This window comes from Christiangramia fulva (genome assembly GCF_003024155.1).
Lineage (GTDB): Bacteria > Bacteroidota > Bacteroidia > Flavobacteriales > Flavobacteriaceae > Christiangramia > Christiangramia fulva.
The window spans coordinates 3,817,599-3,838,236 of record NZ_CP028136.1 but is presented as its reverse complement, the minus strand read 5'-3'; the positions used below and the strand labels follow the sequence as shown (position 1 = coordinate 3,838,236).

Here is a 20,638-nt window from a genome sequence, read left to right as displayed (position 1 = left end):
TTAAATATTTCAATTTATAACTAACCATTAAAGAGTATACTTATGGAAACTAAAATTAGCCTCTTCCATGCATGCAGGATGCATAAACTTTTAGTAGGAATTATATTTTTACTGAGTTTTAATTTTTATGCGCAGGCACCAACTACCGCCTCTTCGAATTGGAGTATTTCGAATATAGATGGGGATCGATTTTACGTAAATTTCACGAAAGGTGATGGTGAAAAAAGAATAATTATAGCCGGTACGAATGCGATAACAGCTACTCCCAAGGATGGCACCGATTACTTAGCAAATTCTACCTTTGGTCTGGGAAATGAAATTGCTCCTGGAGAGTTTGTTGTATATAATGGCAACTCTTATTATGCCAATACGGGAGCTTACATATACGGTTTAAATCCTTCGACCACCTATTATTTTAAAGTTTTTGAATACAACGGCAGCGATTTTTCTACTGAATATCTCATCGATACTTATTTAGAAGGTAGTGGTACTACGCTTTCTGCTCCTACTATGCAGGCGAGTAATATTACTTTTAGTAATGTAAAAGGCTCAGAGATGACAGTCAACTGGTCCAGTGGCGATGGAACACGTAGAATTTTGATAGGGCGGCCGGAAATCGCCGTGGACGCAGAGCCTCAGGATTTAATTAATTATAGTTCTTATTCCAATGCACTGGCCTATTCTGGAAGTAATAGCTACAGTATAGAGACCAATGATCAAAAAGTTCTATACGAAGGAAGTGGAACATCAATAAGGATAACGGGATTAAATCCGAATGTGACCTATCATTTTGCTTTATTTGAATATAACGGCAATTATGGTCCGGTTTATTTAAGACCTGGTGCTACTGGCAGTCAGCTTACCAGTTCTTATCCTACAGTGGCGGGTAGTAGCTTTTCGACAAGTTATAATGATGGGGATCGTTTGGTCTATTATTTTACTCCAGGAGATGGGCAAAAACGCGTAGTAATTGCTAAACAAGGTAGTGCTGTGACTGCTGTACCTGAAGATGGTATTGACTATACTGCAAATGCAACTTTTGGAAATGGTACAGAAATAGCTCCTGGAGAATTTATAGTTTATAGTGGTACGGGAGGTTCTGGTACTTGGCTCTATGGTTTAAATCCATCTACTACTTATTATTTTAAAGTTTTTGAATATAATGGGAGTGGTACCGAGACTTATTATTTAACGGATACTTATTTAGAAGGTAGTGGCACTACGCTTTCTGCTCCTACTATGCAGGCGAGTAATATTACTTTTAGTAATGTAAAAGGCTCAGAGATGACAGTCAACTGGTCCAATGGCGATGGAACACGTAGAATTTTGATAGGGCGGCCGGAAATCGCCGTGGACGCAGAGCCTCAGGATTTAATTAATTATAGTTCTTATTCCAATGCACTGGCCTATTCTGGAAGTAATAGCTACAGTATAGAGACCAATGATCAAAAAGTTCTATACGAAGGAAGTGGAACATCAATAAGGATAACGGGATTAAATCCGAATGTGACCTATCATTTTGCTTTATTTGAATATAACGGCAATTATGGTCCGGTTTATTTAAGACCTGGTGCTACTGGCAGTCAGCTTACCAGTTCTTATCCTACAGTGGCGGGTAGTAGCTTTTCGACAAGTTATAATGATGGGGATCGTTTGGTCTATTATTTTACTCCAGGAGATGGGCAAAAACGCGTAGTAATTGCTAAACAAGGTAGTGCTGTGACTGCTGTACCTGAAGATGGTATTGACTATACTGCAAATGCAACTTTTGGAAATGGTACAGAAATAGCTCCTGGAGAATTTATAGTTTATAGTGGTACGGGAGGTTCTGGTACTTGGCTCTATGGTTTAAATCCATCTACTACTTATTATTTTAAAGTTTTTGAATATAATGGGAGTGGTACCGAGACTTATTATTTAACGGATACTTATTTAGAAGGTAGTGGCACTACGCTTTCTGCTCCTACTATGCAGGCGAGTAATATTACTTTTAGTAATGTAAAAGGCTCAGAGATGACAGTCAACTGGTCCAATGGCGATGGAACACGTAGAATTTTGATAGGGCGGCCGGAAATCGCCGTGGACGCAGAGCCTCAGGATTTAATTAATTATAGTTCTTATTCCAATGCACTGGCCTATTCTGGAAGTAATAGCTACAGTATAGAAACCAATGATCAAAAAGTTCTATACGAAGGAAGTGGAACATCAATAAGGATAACGGGATTAAATCCGAATGTGACCTATCATTTTGCTTTATTTGAATATAACGGCAATTATGGTCCGGTTTATTTAAGACCTGGTGCTACTGGCAGTCAGCTTACCAGTTCTTATCCTACAGTGGCGGGTAGTAGCTTTTCGACAAGTTATAATGATGGGGATCGTTTTGTCTATTATTTTACTCCAGGAGATGGGCAAAAACGCGTAGTAATTGCTAAACAAGGTAGTGCTGTGACTGCTGTACCTGAAGATGGTATTGACTATACTGCAAATGCAACTTTTGGAAATGGTACAGAAATAGCTCCTGGAGAATTTATAGTTTATAGTGGTACGGGAGGTTCTGGTACTTGGCTCTATGGTTTAAATCCATCTACTACTTATTATTTTAAAGTTTTTGAATATAATGGGAGTGGTACCGAGACTTATTATTTAACGGATACTTATTTAGAAGGTAGTGGCGCTACGCTTTCTGCTCCTACTGTTCAGGCCAGTAATGCGTTTATAAGTAGCCGAAGCACAAGTAATATAAATATTTCATGGACCAAAGGTGACGGAACTTCTCGAATATTAATTGGAAGAGAAGAAGGCCCCGTGTCAGTTGAACCTGAAGATTTAAAATCTTATTCTAGCTACGCTGGTGGCATGGGCAATTCCTATTATGAAATTGGTACTACAGGTAACTTTGTTTTATATTCTGGAAGTGGTAATAATGTAAACATTTCGAATTTAAAATCTGGAACTAATTATAATTTTGCTTTGTTTGAATACAATGGAAGTTCTGGAAGACTCTATCTACGGCCAGGATATAAATTTGCTTTGGAAACATATGGAGAAAGACCTATTACACAAGTTTCTTCGGCAGAGTTCACCAATATTAATTATAATTCTTTTGATGTTAACTTTGTCGCAGGGAATGGTTCCAGAAGGTTAGTGCTTGCAAGAGAAGGAGGGCCCGTTAGTACAGACCCTGCCGATTTTACTACGTATAATTCAAACTCCACTTTCGGATCAGGTCAGGAAATAGGGAATGGAAATTTCGTTGTATATGATGATGTTGGCAATAGTTTTAGCCTTGACGGTTTAAACGCTGGTAAAGAATATTATTTTTCGTTCTATGAATATTCCCTATCCAGTACAGGAGAGCTCTACATGGTTCCCGCCTACACCTCTAGCCAAAAAACCCTTGGACCACCAACCACCATTTCATCAAATTTAAGTGTTACTGATAATTGCACTACAAACCCTACTATTTCATGGACGAATGGAGACGGGGACGGACGTATTGTTGTGTTAAGTAATGAACCTATAAATGTTACTCCTACAAATCTAACGACATATTCTGCAAATGCTGTGTATGGTAATGGTGATTTGTTAGGAGGAGGATATGTTGTGTTTGACGGAACAGGAAGTTCGGTTGCAGTTTCAGGATTAGAACAATACCAGGAATATTACGTGAACGTCTTTGAATATAATACTTCTCTTGATGGCCCTCTATACAATATGACACCCTTGAATGGTATGTTAGGAGATACCGAATCTCCTCAGGTACAATGCAACGAGGATTTTGAGGTGTTTTTGGATGAAAATGGAGGCGCCAGTATTAATCTTTCTGATATAGAGGTGAGTTCTACGGATAACTGCGGAATTGATACTAAAGAACTTAGTATTTCGAGCTTCTCTTGTACGGACGCCGGTAAAACAATTCCCGTAACTTTGAGTGTTACCGATTATTACGGCAACGTTGGAACCTGTACAGTAAACGTAAAGGTTAGTGATAATTTTTCTCCTGCAATTACATTAAACGATCCGATTGTTACTTCTGCCTGTTCAGGAGAGGTTCAAATCGTAGAGCCTACTGTAATAGATAACTGTAGCGGATATACTGTTGAAGCCTTTGTTGGAAATCAATTAATTTCCCTCGATAATTATACATTACCTCAAGGAACAACAGTGATCACCTGGAAAGTTAGTGATGCGGTCGGAAATATTGCCACAAAAGATCAGACGTTTGACGTAAAAGTTGCAGCTACGGCTACTTTATCTTCTGTAGCTTCCTACAACCTTGATCAATTCGTCTCACCTCAAAATGGAACTACTGATGCCAATTTTGAATTTAAGGTGGTTTATTCCAATCCTGATGGCTCATTACCTGCGAATGGTTTCCCAAAAGTCGAATTAGATGCTAACGGTGATGGGGATGCTTTAGATCCACTTGATCGAATAATAAGTATGCAGGAATTAGATGTCACAGATACTGACGTTACTGATGGAAAAATATATACGGCCAGCGTTACAAATCTCGAAGAATTACAATGGTATTCCAGAATTATAACTGAAACTGCAGATGGCTGTATGGTAGAAACCTCTTTTAGTGCGGCTCCTTTTGTTTCCGATAATCTACTGGATCTATCAATATTTGCAAGTGATATTTCCTTTAGTAAAGAAAATCCGGCATTAGACGAACCCATAAAAATTTATGCGCGAATTCATAATCCTTCAGATTATCCGGCTGAGAATTTTGTGGTTTCGGTCTATGCGGAAGATCAGCAATTATTTTCACAAACTGTTCCTTTAATTGAAGCAAATTCAACCTTGACCCTTGAGTGGGAGCATAGCTTTGCTATAGCTGAATTTTACCCAATAAAGGTTGTTATCGATGAAACTGATTTACTTGATGAGCAGAATGAACTTGACAATTTTGCAATTAGGCCGGTTATAGTAGGAGATTATGTAATTCCCGGAGGTATAACGATCAACGCTTCTTTAACAGAAAATCAATTATATCCAAAAGATTATATTCATATTACTGGTAATTCAATCTATTATGGAATTGCTGAAGGAGTAGATCCAGATGTAGCAGGAGCAACTTTAACCGGCACAATAGAAGGAGGAAGGTCCGGTCAAACCTATTCCAGATCAGATGGGACGTTTGACCTGTATATTCAGGTACCAGATACTCCTGGAACTTATTCAGTATCGGGCGACATTACAGATTATACATTATCACAAGAGTATGGACCTTTGACATTTGAGGTTTTAGAAACTCCTCCAAGCCCCGATTTAATATCAGACATTAGTCTTTCTAACGCTAATCTTTTAGCAGGGGAACAGGTTTCCGGAACGGCTACAGTTAAAAATATAGGCAATTTAACTGCTGAAAATTTCACCTTCAAATATTATAATTGTGAGCAAGTGATAGGGGAAGTAGCTATAAGCTCTTTAGAACCCGGAGCTTCTCAAAGCTTTCCATTTTCAGTCACTGTGAATTCTGTTACCAATTGCCTGAATCCTAACAATTGTAGTTTTATTTCTACTGCTGATTCAAATAATACCGTAGCCGAAAGCAGTGAATACAATAATTCAACAAATAGGGCAGTAACGGTTCTTCCAAATTCTCCGGATCTTATATCATATCAGTCAAGCATTCCTTCACGGGTGAATATGTTGGAGGCAACCACTTTTAATATTCGTGTGAATAATATTGGTGGAGTAGGTGTGACATCAGCATTTAACGCCAATGTTTATATAGATGATAATCTAATTCATACTGAAACTGTTTCGGAAATAGATAAATGCGGAGCTTTTGTTTTTGAAGTTCCTTATAATTTTAATGATACTAATGATCACGTATTATCTGTAAAAGTTGATGAAGAAGGAGCAATTACCGAATATTCAGAGTCTAATAACAACTATTCTAAAACAATATCACATTTACCACCTCCGCCGGAGCTTCCCAATCTTAAGATTAACGTTGATAATTTGACGGTAAATCCGGTCTTACCTCTTGAAAGTACAAATTTTGAGATACAGGCTACTTTTAGAAATAATGGTACAGGTACGGCTATAGCCCCTTTTGATATCAAATTTATTATTACTGAAAATGGGCAGCAGCGAGAAGAATCACTAACGATCACAGAAAATGTTGATCCGGGAATGACTATTTCCCGTTCTGTCCAAACCAGTATTGCCAGCTATGGTAATCATAATGTACAAGTAGTACTTGACCCCGGTTTTTCTATAGTTGAAGTATCTGAAAATGACAATCAGGCAACTATGCCTTTATGTATTGACTTCAAGCCGGATCCTGCAGGAAGAGTTTGGAATGGCGGATTTTATCGTGATACTCAGCAGCAACTCGAAGCCTTTATTAAAAATAAGGGTCTTTTTACAGCTCCCGATGCTGAAGTTAATTTTTATCTGGATGGTGAACCTATAGCCAGTACAACTTTAACTAATGTGGGACCAACTTTTTACTCCTCAGGCATTGTGGTGCAGATTCCTTATACATTTTCAGAAGCCGGAGAACATATTTTGAAGGTTACTGTAGATGACCCTGATAATTATGTAGAATGTAATGAAGCCAATAACAGTTATGAAAAATCAATCTTTATCAGGGAACCACAGCCAGATCTAAGAGTTTTGTCTGAGTATATTTCACCTACCGAGTTGAATCCAGACATAGATGAACCTATTAATATATTCCTATCGTATGAAAATATAGGAGTAATGAGATCAGATCCTTTTATGGCGAAAGTAGTAGTCGATGATGTTTTATTAGGTGAAGAAATTGAAATACCGGCACTTGATCCTGGTCAGGATGGAACTATTGCAATTTCAGCTCCGTTTGCAAGTTCGACTGGAGGAACCAGGATTATTAGGGGATTTGTAGATCCTGATAATCTTATTGGTGAATCTAATGAATCTAATAACGAAGCTTCGAGGGCTATTATAGTTGGTGATGCTCCAAACCTGACATTTGAAAGCCTTAATTTTGATATTGAATGTCCGGTTGGTGGAGAAGAAGTGAATATTACAGCAAATCTGGTCAATGAAGGAGATCTTGATGTAGATGCTGATATTCAGTTTTATTATATAGCCCAAAACGATACGATTCCTATAGCCAAAAACTCGATTTCAGCAGCAGCCAACGGTAGTTTGTCTACGGCAATTCAATGGACTGTAGTTAATACAGATTATAAAATATATGCTGAAATTCAAAATACATCTTTACCTGAATATGATATTCTTGATAATTCTATAACCGGGGAATTTTGCACTGCAGCCCAGTTTGTCCTTAAGGGGAATACTCAAGGTCAGGGTATAATTAAAAAAGATCCTCTCCTATACAAATATGCACAGGATGATCAGGTAACTGTTCAGGCGATTCCTGCACAGGGATGGTACTTTAAAAATTGGACTGGAGACCTTACCGGTTCTGAAAATCCAGCCTCTGTTTTAGTAGATGCAGATAAGAATTTTACTGCAATTTTTGAACCTATTCCAGATGCCTCCTATACCTTGGCGGTTGATATTCAGGGACAGGGAACCGTAGCAAAGTTACCTGATAATTTAACTTATAGCTCAGATGAGACAGTACAATTAACTGCGACTGCTGCTGAAGGTTGGACATTCCTGGAATGGCGCGGCGATATCTCCCAAAGTAATAGCAGTACAAGTGTTACCATGGATGCTAATAAATCTATTGTAGCTGTGTTTGTCGAAAATCTTCATCTTTCTTCATCAGTAATTAATGAAAGCTGTAGTTCTGCAGCAGATGGTTCGGTGATATTGAATGTTAGCGGAGGTACTTTGCCTTATCGTTACGACTGGGATAATGATGGATTAGCACCAGAAGATACTGAAGCTGACTCAAAAGACTTAAAAAATGTCTCAAGTGGTACTTATACAGTTTTCGTTACTGATATCAATGGTTTTACCGCTCAATTAACTGCTGAAATAGTAGTGGAAGATAACGAACCACCAACCATTGTAGTTCAGGAAAATGCTACGCTATCTCTTAATGTTGATGGAATAGCTACATTAACAGTTGATGATATTGATAATGGAAGTACAGATAATTGTGCCATATCTACAATGATATTCGATCGTGTAGATTTTACCTGCGAAGATCTTGGTGTACAGACTGTTCTCTTTACAGTTACCGATTCAAATGGAAACTCAGTAGAGCAGGAGGTGATCTTTGAAGTTACATTAGGAGACTATTCACTTTATACGTGGTATCCGGATGAAGATGGAGATACATACGGTACCGAGACCGGAGCTATTGAAACTTGTAATGCTTCAGAACCTGGTTACACTTCCAGGGCAGGTGATTGCGATGATTCTGACCCAGAAATCAATCCCGGCATGACAGAAATTCCTAACGATGGTATTGATAATGATTGTTTAGATGGAGATCTTATTACTCTGGGTGATGAAGGTTGCTCAGCCGATTTCTGGAAAAATAGGATTACCTGGTGTGATAGTCATAATCAACAGGACGATTTCTATTCTACTTTTGGAATTACAAATGAACAGGGACTTGGTCATCTTACACTCCTTTCTTCCCTGGATGGTAAAAAAGGAGAATGGGGAAAACTGGCGCAACAGGCTACAGCTGCAATTCTTAACTCTTGTGATACAGGTGTTTTATATTCCATTACGGAAGTTGATATAGTTTCACGCGTGCAGGCTGTTTTTGATGATCCTGCTGCCGGTAGAAATGAAGCAAAGGCCTTAAGAGGGGAACTTGAATTAGCTAATAATGCAGTTTGTCCTCTTAATCAGGTAGTTGTTGATCGAGAAGGATGTAGTACAGATTATTGGTTTACCACAAATCTTTGGTGCTCAAGTTATTCCCAAAATCAAAGTTTTTTCACTGTTTTTGCAATTACGAATACCTCAAGAATAGGAGCCCCATCATTGACCTTGCAAGAAGCTTTGACATTAAAAGGCGGAGGCTTTAATAAATTAGCTAAAGAAGCAACAGCTGCTCTTTTAAATGCCTGTAATACCGGCGTGGACTTTCCATTAACTGCAAATCAAATTCTTGATGGAACGAGAGAACTTTTTGATAATCCTGTATATGGGAACAAAGAGGCTAATGACCTGAGTTCTTTGTATGCCAACGCAAATAATGCTAATTGTCCGCTCGCAGCTTCATTACAAATGGCAAGTACTTTATCAAGCGATATAGGGATGACATTAGATATTTATCCCAACCCTCTTCAGCCAGAAGGTGTGTGGTTTAATTTTTCGCCAAGAGAAATTGACGAAACATTCCACGTAGGAGCTTACGATCTCTACGGAAGACAGCTGGATGAGACTTCTCTTGAAGTTAGTAATAATGGGGGAGAATACTACTGGCCACTAGATCATAGTGGATGGGAGGAAGGAATCTACCTCTTTGTGGTGAAAAGTTCAACCCAGGAATATCAAATTAAGGTTATTAAATAAAATTAGCTCAATAAGTAAAAGACTCTCACTTTAGAGAGTCTTTTTTATTGATTATTAGTTAATTAGGGTGTTTTTCCCCTTTTCAGAATTTACATGATTATTTATATTGCACCAACCTACTTTTTTGATACAGAAAGATTACAAATCCCATTCGGTATTCCCTACGAGACTCTTTACTTATAATTAAAGATATTTATAATCAAATTCTAAGCAAGATTGGATTGAACTGAAAAAAAATAACCGCTAGAAAGCTTTCAATCGAAGCAAATTTGAAAGATCCTTATTAACTGATTTCCTAAGAGATAGAGAGAACCTTTATAAAATTTATAGCTATGAAAATAATGATAAGGAAAAACTAAAATAAAGGGTTTTCCTTTATATAGGAAAACGATAAAAGCCCTTAATTTAAACTTCCAAATAATTGGTATCCAATTATTTAAAATTTATACAAGAAATTGTATAATATTAAATTCCCTACAAGTTGTCCCTTTTCTTTTAAAATTGATCTGCTTTTTCCTACAGGTAATTTTACTAACTAACACTTCTAACAATGGGAAATTTTTACCTTTTCTTAAGAGATAATCTATTTTATCTTTCAATTTTATTGTCTTTAACAATAACTGCGCAAAATCAAATTAATATTAATGAGGGAGGTTCAATTCCTGGCGAAATTGGATCGGCAGAGAGAAATCGGCCTTTTTTCTCCAATGCAAGTAGAGCAAGGCCTTTTCAGCTTAATTCGGAAATTAAAAATTATAAAAGGTTAAACAAAGGTGATCTCATCAAATTGGAATTATTTGACAATAGGAAATTCAATTCTGTTATTCAGAATATGAATACTGATGTTAACGGAGTAACCTCAATAAATTTAAAACTTAAAAATTATGAATATGCCTTCGGGTATATCACTATTTCGAAAAGTTCTTATTTAATAAATATTGAAATACCTGAGTTAAATGCCCGGTATATTACAAAGAAAAATATTGCTACAGGTAAAACTTATTTATTTCGCCTGGATGAAAAAATATATAAAGACTTTAAATGTGGAACTTCTTCAGATGGAATACAGAAAAAAACCTCAAAAAATTTAAATAATTCTTTTAAGGCATCAAATATTATTGTTGACCCTTCAAGTTGTTCAGTCACTTTACCAGGAGAACAGGAAACAGCAACAATAAATTTGTTGGTAGTTTACACTCCGGCAGCCTCAACATGGGCTATAGACAATGGCACCGATATAGATGCAGTAATAGCAAGTGCAATTTCTCAGGCGAATCAGGTTGTAACTAACAATGGCGTAGGCGTAGTATTTAATTTAAGTCATTCGGAACAGGTAAATTACACCGAACAAAGCCTGGGTACAGATTGGGGAGCTCTTTTGCAGATTAATGACGGAATTTTAGATAATGTTCATGAGCTCCGAAAAAATTATGCTGGGGATTTGGTAATTATGCTTACATCTTATCCCACCTCTGGTAATGGAGGTATTTCTACTCCGTTAAAATCTCGTTTCGGAGCACCTGCACAAGCCTTTTCTAACGTCAGGGTAAATTATGCCTTATATACCGATGCATTTATTCATGAGATCGGACATATGATGGGCGTTGGACATAATAAATATCAAGCCACCGATCCGGGGCCCACAAACTGGTATGACTGGCCGGAAAATACCTGGTCTGCAGGATGGAGATGGCAGGGTTCTGATGGCTTATATTATTCTGATATAATGACCTATCAGAATTCAACAGAATTTACTGATGGAAATCCAACAACACACATACCCTATTTTTCAGATCCGGGTGTTACTCATTTAGGACAAGCGGCTGGCGATCCTGTTGAAGGAGATGGGGCGAGGACAGTCAGGGAGATGAAACATTATGTAGCGAATTATGACGAATCAGCGCAATATTGTTTATTTAATCCTCCAAACAATTATTTAGATGAATTTTACATAGCCTCTGTTAATATAGGGGGAATCTCCAACACTAGTATTGGAGAGGGGTATGCTGATTATACTTCTTTAGCAACATGTATTCTTCCAGGAGAAATCCAGGCTTTAACTGTTGATGTGGGAGAAACCCAGGATTATAATCCCTACTTGTCTGTTTGGATTGACTGGAATGATAATAAAATTTTTGATTCTTCGGAATTAATGTATGAGTCAGAGAATGGAGGTAATCAGTTTCTGGCAGATATAACGGCTCCTGTAGGTTATCCTGCCGGTCCAAAACGAATGCGAATACGAACTCATTATACGTCAGTTGGAGATCCCTGTAATGGTGATAATTATGGTGAAGTTGAAGATTATACCATTTTTCTTGGTGAGGCCGCTGCCTGTACGGGGCCAACAGTACCTCAAAACTTTATTCTTACCGGCGCGGGAAGCAATTATGCTTCCTTTTCATGGGATCCTATTGAGGGGGTCACATCTTATGAATTAAGATATCGAAAAACCGGATCTACAATTTGGAATAATATTCCCGATATTCGATATCCTTTTTATACGTTGAATGGCCTCGAACTTTTAACCGAATATGAAGTTCAGATTCGAAGTATATGTGCTGGAAGTCCATCTGACTATACTAATTCGGTGATTTTTTCTACCACCGACTATTGTTCATCCAGTGGAACAAATGCTAGCGTTTCTATTACTAGAGTTGCATTTTCTACAATTGATAACTCATCTACTGGGGATGATTCAGGATATACAGATTTCACGTCAATTTCTACAGATCTTCAACAGGAAAATCTTTACAATATTACAATTGAAAACACCGGTCCTTCCGGTTCAGGCTTTCCAAAAAGTTATAGGGCGTGGATTGATTATAATGCTGATGGAGATTTTGAAGATCCCGGAGAATTGGCAATAGATATTAGTAGTTCTAATAATGTAGCCAGTGCTGATTTTACCGTTCCTGCCACTACTAATTTAGGGCCAACGAGGATGCGGATTTCTATGAAAATGTATTCTAAGCCTTCTCCATGTGAGGAATTTCAGTATGGCGAAGTTGAGGATTATACCGTTAACATTCTTCCTAATTGTGAGACTCCATTACGTTATTATGTTGATAGCGATGGTGATACCTATGGAGATAGCAGTGATCCAGGGACCTTATTCTGTAGTGATCCTGGTACCGGCTGGAGTTCAACCAATGATGATTGTGATGATACGGATGCTACTATCAATCCAGAAACGGTATGGTATGCAGATGTTGATAGTGACGGATATGGAGATCCCGCAGTATCGACTACCTCTTGTACACAACCTTCCGGTTATGTTTTAAATAACACCGATTGTGATGATACGGATGCTACTATCAATCCAGAAACGGTATGGTATGCAGATACGGATGGTGATGGTTATGGTAACCCGGCTGTATCGACTACCTCTTGTACACAACCTACAGGATATGTTTTAGATAATACCGATTGTGATGATACGGATGCTACTATCAATCCAGAAACGGTATGGTATGCAGATGCTGATAGTGACGGATATGGAGATCCCGCAGTATCGACTACTTCTTGTACACAACCTTCCGGTTATGTTTTAGATAATACCGATTGTGATGATACGGATGCTACTATCAATCCTGATACGGTATGGTATGCAGATGTTGATAGTGATGGATATGGTGATCCCGCAGTCTCGACTACTTCTTGTACACAACCTTCCGGTTATGTTTTAGATAATACCGATTGTGATGATACGGATGCTACTATCAATCCAGAAACGGTATGGTATGCAGATGTTGATAGTGATGGATATGGAGATCCCGCAGTCTCGACTACTTCTTGTACACAACCTAGAGGATATGTTTTAGATAATACCGATTGTGATGATACGGATGCTACTATCAATCCAGAAACGGTATGGTATGCAGATGTTGATAGTGATGGATATGGTGATCCTGCAGTCTCGATTACTTCTTGTACACAACCTTCCGGTTATGTGTTAGATAATACCGATTGTGATGATACGGATGCTACTATCAATCCAGAAACGGTATGGTATGCAGATGTTGATAGTGATGGATATGGTGATCCTGCAGTCTCGACTAATTCTTGTACACAGCCCACGGGTTATGTTTTGAACAACACCGATTGTGATGATAGCAATGCAGCCATTCATCCGGGAGCTACAGAAGTCTGTGATGGTATTGACAATGACTGCGATGGATTGATTGATGATGAGGATCCTAATCTTGACCTGAGTACCGCCTCTACTTGGTATGCAGATAGCGATGGAGATGGCTATGGTGATCCTGCAGTCTCGACTAATTCTTGTACACAGCCCACGGGTTATGTTTTGAACAACACCGATTGTGATGATAATAATGCAGCCATTCATCCGGGAGCTACAGAAGTCTGTGATGGTATTGACAATGACTGTGATGGATTGATTGATGATGAGGATCCTGATCTTGACCTGAGTACTGCCTCCACGTGGTATGCAGATAACGATTCTGATGGATATGGAGATCTGGCCACTTCTGTTCAGGCTTGTTCAGCTCCTTCAGGATATGTTGCCGACAACACTGATTGTGACGACAATGATGCTACAGTCAATCCGGGAGCTAAAGAAGTCTGTGATGGTGTAGATAACAACTGTGACGGACAAATTGACGAAGGCGTAAAAACTACGTATTATGCCGACACTGATAATGATGGATACGGTGATCCTGGAAATACTATTGAGGCTTGTTCAGCTCCTTCAGGATATGTGTCCGATAACACGGACTGTGATGATAACGACAACACGGTTTATCCCGGAGCACCGGAGATTTGTGACGGAAAAGATAATAACTGTAATGGTCAAATTGATGATGGCGCTTCTCCTGCAACCTGGTATGTAGATACCGATGGTGATGGATATGGTGATCCTGCAGTCTCGACTAATTCTTGTACACAGCCCACGGGTTATGTTTTGAACAACACCGATTGTGATGATAGCAATGCTGCCATTCATCCCGGAGCTATAGAAGTCTGTGACGGTGTAGATAATAACTGTGACGGACAGGTAGATGAAGGCGTGAAAACTACGTATTATGCCGACACTGATAATGATGGATACGGTGATCCTGGAAATACTATTGAGGCTTGTTCAGCTCCTTCAGGATATGTGTCCGATAACACGGACTGTGATGATAACGACAACACGGTTTATCCCGGAGCACCGGAGATTTGTGACGGAAAAGATAATAACTGTAATGGTCAAATTGATGATGGCGCTTCTCCTGCAACCTGGTATGTAGATACCGATGGTGATGGATATGGTGATCCTGCAGTCTCGACTAATTCTTGTACACAGCCCACGGGTTATGTTTTGAACAACACCGATTGTGATGATAGCAATGCTGCCATTCATCCCGGAGCTATAGAAGTCTGTGACGGTGTAGATAATAACTGTGACGGACAGGTAGATGAAGGCGTGAAAACTACGTATTATGCCGACACTGATAATGATGGATACGGTGATCCTGGAAATACTATTGAGGCTTGTTCAGCTCCTTCAGGATATGTGTCCGATAACACGGACTGTGATGATAACGACAACACGGTTTATCCCGGAGCACCGGAGATTTGTGACGGAAAAGATAATGACTGTAATGGTCAAATTGATGATGGTGCCTCTCCCACAACCTGGTATGCAGATACCGATGGAGATGGCTATGGTGATCCTGCAGTCTCGACTACTTCTTGTACACAGCCCACGGGTTATGTTTTGAACAACACCGATTGTGATGATAATAATGCAGCCATTCATCCGGGAGCTACAGAAGTCTGTGACGGTGTGGATAACAACTGTGACGGACAAATTGACGAAGGCGTAAAAACTACGTATTATGCCGACACTGATAATGATGGATACGGTGATCCTGGAAATACTATTGAGGCTTGTTCAGCTCCTTCAGGATATGTGTCCGATAACACGGACTGTGATGATAACGACAACACGGTTTATCCCGGAGCACCGGAGATTTGTGACGGAAAAGATAATAACTGTAATGGTCAAATTGATGATGGCGCTTCTCCTGCAACCTGGTATGTAGATACCGATGGTGATGGATATGGTGATCCTGCAGTCTCGACTAATTCTTGTACACAACCCACGGGATATGTTTTGAACAACACCGATTGTGATGATAGCAATGCTGCCATTCATCCGGGAGCTACAGAAGTCTGTGATGGTATTGACAATGACTGCGATGGATTGATTGATGATGAGGATCCTAATCTTGACCTGAGTACCGCCTCTACTTGGTATGCAGATAGCGATTCTGATGGATATGGAGATCCGGCCACTTCTGTTCAGGCTTGCTCAGCTCCTTCAGGATATGTTGGCGACAACACCGATTGTGATGATAACGACAATACGGTTTATCCCGGAGCTCCAGAGATTTGTGACGGAAAAGATAATGACTGTAATAGTCAAATTGATGATGGCGCTTCTCCTGCAACCTGGTATGTAGATACCGATGGTGATGGATATGGTGATCCTGCAGTCTCGACTAATTCTTGTACACAGCCCACGGGTTATGTTTTGAACAACACCGATTGTGATGATAGCAATGCTGCCATTCATCCCGGAGCTATAGAAGTCTGTGACGGTGTAGATAATAACTGTGACGGACAGGTAGATGAAGGCGTGAAAACTACGTATTATGCCGACACTGATAATGATAGCTACGGCGATCCCGGAAATACTATTGAGGCTTGTTCAGCTCCTTCCGGGTATGTTTTAGATAATAACGATTGTGATGATACGGATGCTACTATCAATCCTGATACGGTATGGTATGCGGATGTTGATAGTGACGGTTATGGTGATCCTGCAGTCTCGACTACTTCTTGTACACAACCTTCCGGTTATGTTTTAAATAACACCGATTGTGTTGATAATAATGCAACCATTCATCCGGGAGCTACAGAAGTCTGTGATGGTATTGACAATGACTGCGATGGATTGATTGATGATGAGGATCCTAATCTTGACCTGAGTACCGCCTCTACTTGGTATGCAGATATCGATTCTGATGGATATGGAGATGCGGCCACTTCTGTTCAGGCTTGCTCAGCTCCTTCAGGATATGTTGCCGACAACACCGATTGTAATGATAGCAATTCTGCTATTAATCCTTCCGTAACCGAAATTTTAGGGAACGGAATTGACGATGATTGTGACCCTAATACACCTGATACTGTGGAAGGAACAGATTCTGATGGTGATGGAATAGTTGATTCTCTGGATAATTGTCCTTTTACGTATAATCCACTTCAGGAAAATTATGACCGGGATGCAGAGGGAGATATCTGTGATCCAGATGATGATAATGATGGAATTGCTGATGAAGAAGATTGTGATCCTTTCGATGAAAATATCGGTAGGGCTACCACAATTTATTATGTTGATAATGACAATGATGGCTTTGGAGCTCAATCTGATTCTGGGGAAACTTATTGTTCAGATCCTGGAGAAGGTTACAGTTTATTAAACACTGATTGTGATGATTCAGATAATTCCATTTATCCAGGAGCCTTTGATGTTCGTGGAGATGGAATAGATCAGAATTGTGATGGAATTGACGAACCTCTTGAATGTATAGGTAATGATATACTTAATATTTCGGAAGTATGCTCAGATGTCGAAAATATGAGCCGTTGGCTGGTCAACAATCCTTCTTCATGTAGTGTAGAGGTGAATTGGCAGGTTAAGAAATATAAAGGAAGTGCAGGAAGAGGATCCTTTATAGCAAATCCCGGAGATAATTATTTCTATACTCCTGTACATCCCAAAGGAATCACTCAGGTAACTATTTCCTGGAAAGATAGCAAAGGAAAGGAAAAGAAAAGGACCATGGTTTCTACTGGCTGTTATTCAGCAAGTTTGTCCTTATACTCGAACAGCTATCGATTAACCGTTTATCCCAACCCTCTTCAGCCAGAAGGTGTGTGGTTTAATTTTTCACCAAGAGAAATTGACGAAACATTCCACATAGGAGCTTACGATCTCTACGGAAGACAACTGGATGAAACTTCAATTGACGTAAGTAAAGATGGGGGAGAATACTACTGGCCACTAGATCATAGTGGATGGGAGGAAGGAATCTATCTCTTTGTGGTGAAAAGTTCAACCCAGGAATATCAAATTAAGGTTATTAAATAAAAATAGCTCAATGAGTAAAAGACTCCCATTTTCGGGAGTCTTTTTTATTGATTATTAGTCAATTAGGGTGTTTTTCCCCTTTTTTACAATCTTTATTTTTAATACTTTATGTTTCTCATCCCCGGAAAGAATCAATTTAAAATGTATTCAAATGAAATCTCAGCAAAGTTGCCATTATTGCGAGTTCGAGGAAAAGAGGTATGTGGGCGGGAAATATAAGATTTGTGCTTATTGTATGCGGCCTGTTAAGCCTGAAGAAGAAAGAATAGATCATTCTTCTTCGGAAAATAAGACGAAAAAAGCTAAAGTATCTTTTTACGATAATGTAGGCGGCCTTAGGGAAAGCACTTCTTTTCTAACTACTTCCGGTGTTGCTTTTTTCGCCATTTTCGGACTGCATTTGTCATCTTTTAACGCCTTTATTCTGGGAATAATTTCTGCAATTTTGATGGTAGGCTTGATTAAACCAACCATTATTATGCTGAAAATCCTGGTGTCTCTGGTTGTTTTATTTTTATTGGGAGGTAAAATAATACAAGGAGTATGCTTCCTTGTAGATCAGGCTATTAAATATTTTGAACTTTGGAAGTTGCTGGAGAAAAAGGATGAGCTGATAAGAGGTTTTTCCATGGTCTTTCTACCTGGTACTTCTATAAAATATCTCCGGAAAATATTTTCTAACTTTTAATTTTAGGAAAATGGATCATAAAAGTAGATCCTTTTTTAGGTTGGCTACATACTTCGATCTTCGCATCGTGTTCTTCCAGAATGTTTTTTACCGAATTTAGACCAATACCGGTACCTGTTTTTTTATTGGTGTAAAAAGCATCGAATAATCGTTCTTTTTCTTCTTTTTTCATCCCAATTCCATTGTCTTTTATGATGAGGATAAATGAAGAATTTTCACTTTTGATCGTAATTTCAACTTTCCCTTTTTCGGGAGGAGTTGCTTCGCTGGCGTTTACAAGAATATTAAGGATCGCGATTTCCAGTTTTTCTTTATCTGCCTTTATTGAATAGACACCATCGAAATTTTTCTTTAGATCGATGCCTGCGAGATAAATCCTGTCTGCAGCTTTTTCAATACTGGCCTCCACAATTTTCCCCAGATCTTCCTTGCGAAGTACCGTTGGCGAATAGTTAGAAGAGTTCAATAGATCACCAACCAGTACATTCAATCTTTTGGTGCAGCGAGTGAGAATATCCAAATAATTCTTCAGATCTTCTTTTTGTTTTTTTTCCATTTTATGGCCGATGACCTCGGTAGCCATTCCTATACTTGCAATCGGATTTCGTAATTCATGGGCAAGTGTACGGGCAATTTCTCCCTGGATCGAAAATTTTTCGGCTTTCAATAATGCCTGATTTGTTTTCTTCTGCTGATGAATATTTCTTAAAAGGAGCACATATTCATCTACCCAATTCTCATCCCGCCTTTGAAAAATAGAGCCACGAACGCTAAACCATTCCCAGGTGGAACCATCAAGTTTTAAACGGATTTCTGTATCATGAATTTCCTCTTCACCAGATTTAAGAAGTGTGCGGTGGAGACCTGTAATTTTTTCCCTGTCTTGCGGATGAATGTATGGCAAAATCTCAGGAAGGGAAGTTCCCTCAATCCTTTCTTTCGTCATGCCTTCTTCTGAAAAAAGGTCCTTATTGAGATATCGCACAGAAAAACTATTGAGATTGACGATCATAATAGTTTCCGGCGTGGTCCTTACCAAATGTTTTTTGAAGCGTAAAGCCTCGACAAGCTTTTGGGCTGCGAGTTTTACCCCGGTAATATCTTCAATACTTACGATTAGAAGATCGGAATGAGGCCTTGCGGTTATTCTGAACCATAAATTTTTTCCTGCACGGTCAAGATGGATCTCCTTATCCATGTCATTCCCACTGCGTATCACTTCGCTGAAATCTTCAAATAATTCCGGACGGAATCCAAATTTAGCAACTTCCAGAAAGGTCTTGCCAAGCGGATCAACCTTTTTATATAAGTCTTTCAATACTTTATTGATGCGCAGGTATAAGAAATCTTTTATCTCTCCCTTGTCATCAAATTGGGCTTTTAAAACGGCAATTCCGAGGTTAGTAGTATCAAAAACAGTTTGAAGCAGCTCTTTTGATTTCTGAAGCTCCTGCTGGTGACTTAGAATATTTTGTTGCAGTTTTTCTGAAGTTTCCTTCTGGCTGAGTTTTGCCATTTTCTCCTCGGTTATATCCCGAAAAAGAACCGCTACCTGTCTGCTGTTTTGGTCACCTCTTCTTAAGGCAAAAAGATCAAACCAGCGCTGCTTGGTTTTTTTCGCCTGATACTGAAAACGAACTGATTTGCCTGAAAGCGCGACCTTACCATAGACTTCAAACCAGTAATCTTCATGGTCAGGGATGAGTTCCCGCATGGTTTTCCCCACAACATTTCCGAGTCCTATCTGTTTTTCAAAAGCGGGATTTGTTTCCAGGAATAAATAATCGGTCGCTTTCCCATCGCAATCGTAGATCATTTCAAAAATACAGAAAGCCTCATCTATAGTATTGAACATCTGCCGATAATCATCATCTTTTGGCTCTTTCTTATTATTTTTTGCCGCAATGCTGAGAAGCATATTTTTCTGCTGATCTTTATGGCCTTTGTATGGCCGATGCTGAAATACATATTCTTCCCAATTGGAATCAGGATTTTTTCTGAATCGAACAACCTGTTCCCGTCCAAAACTACTTGCCGGTTTTTTAACTCTTTTCAAAGTTTTTAGAAAATCTGAAAGGTCGTCCTGATGCACCAGATTTTCATAAAAATCTTCCATACAGGGTCTATTTTTCCAGTTTTTTTCCTGCTCCAACCGAATTTTATCGTTGCAATAAACGATTTTATGGTCATCCAGATCAGTGATGATCAACAATTCACTCGAGGTGATCGAGGATAGTTTTGCAGAGCTGGCAGGCATATAATTTTTTATAGGAAAACAGATTAAAAGTTAAAGTAATCTTAAAGATATGTAAAATTTGATTATGAGCATT

Annotated in this window: 4 protein-coding genes; 3 read left to right on the top strand and 1 reads right to left on the bottom strand. The window is 38.9% G+C overall.

The annotated features are described in order from the left end of the window. Positions 1–42 precede the first annotated feature (42 nt). The 3 genes from C7S20_RS17210 to C7S20_RS17200 all read left to right on the top strand — a co-directional run bounded on the left by C7S20_RS17210 (position 43) and on the right by C7S20_RS17200 (position 18,308). Positions 43–9,453 (top strand): CARDB domain-containing protein, encoded by a 9,411-nt coding sequence (locus C7S20_RS17210; protein ID WP_107013626.1) that lies wholly within the window; start codon positions 43–45, stop codon positions 9,451–9,453. An 832-nt stretch (positions 9,454–10,285) separates the two neighbouring features. Continuing rightward, the gene (locus tag C7S20_RS17205; protein ID WP_159039972.1) at positions 10,286–17,620 is read left to right on the top strand and encodes a MopE-related protein; all 7,335 of its coding nucleotides are present in this window, start codon (positions 10,286–10,288) and stop codon (positions 17,618–17,620) included. A gap of 151 nt (positions 17,621–17,771) precedes the next feature. Further along, positions 17,772–18,308: a hypothetical protein gene (locus tag C7S20_RS17200; protein WP_159039971.1), complete on the top strand. Its 537-nt coding sequence runs from the start codon at positions 17,772–17,774 to the stop codon at positions 18,306–18,308. Here the strand turns inward: C7S20_RS17200 and C7S20_RS17195 are convergent. Beyond that, positions 18,298–20,565, bottom strand: coding sequence for a PAS domain-containing sensor histidine kinase (locus C7S20_RS17195; protein ID WP_107013623.1), 2,268 nt, complete (start codon positions 20,563–20,565; stop codon positions 18,298–18,300). The two genes, C7S20_RS17200 and C7S20_RS17195, sit on opposite strands and share 11 nt — an antisense overlap. Positions 20,566–20,638: the final 73 nt, after the last annotated feature.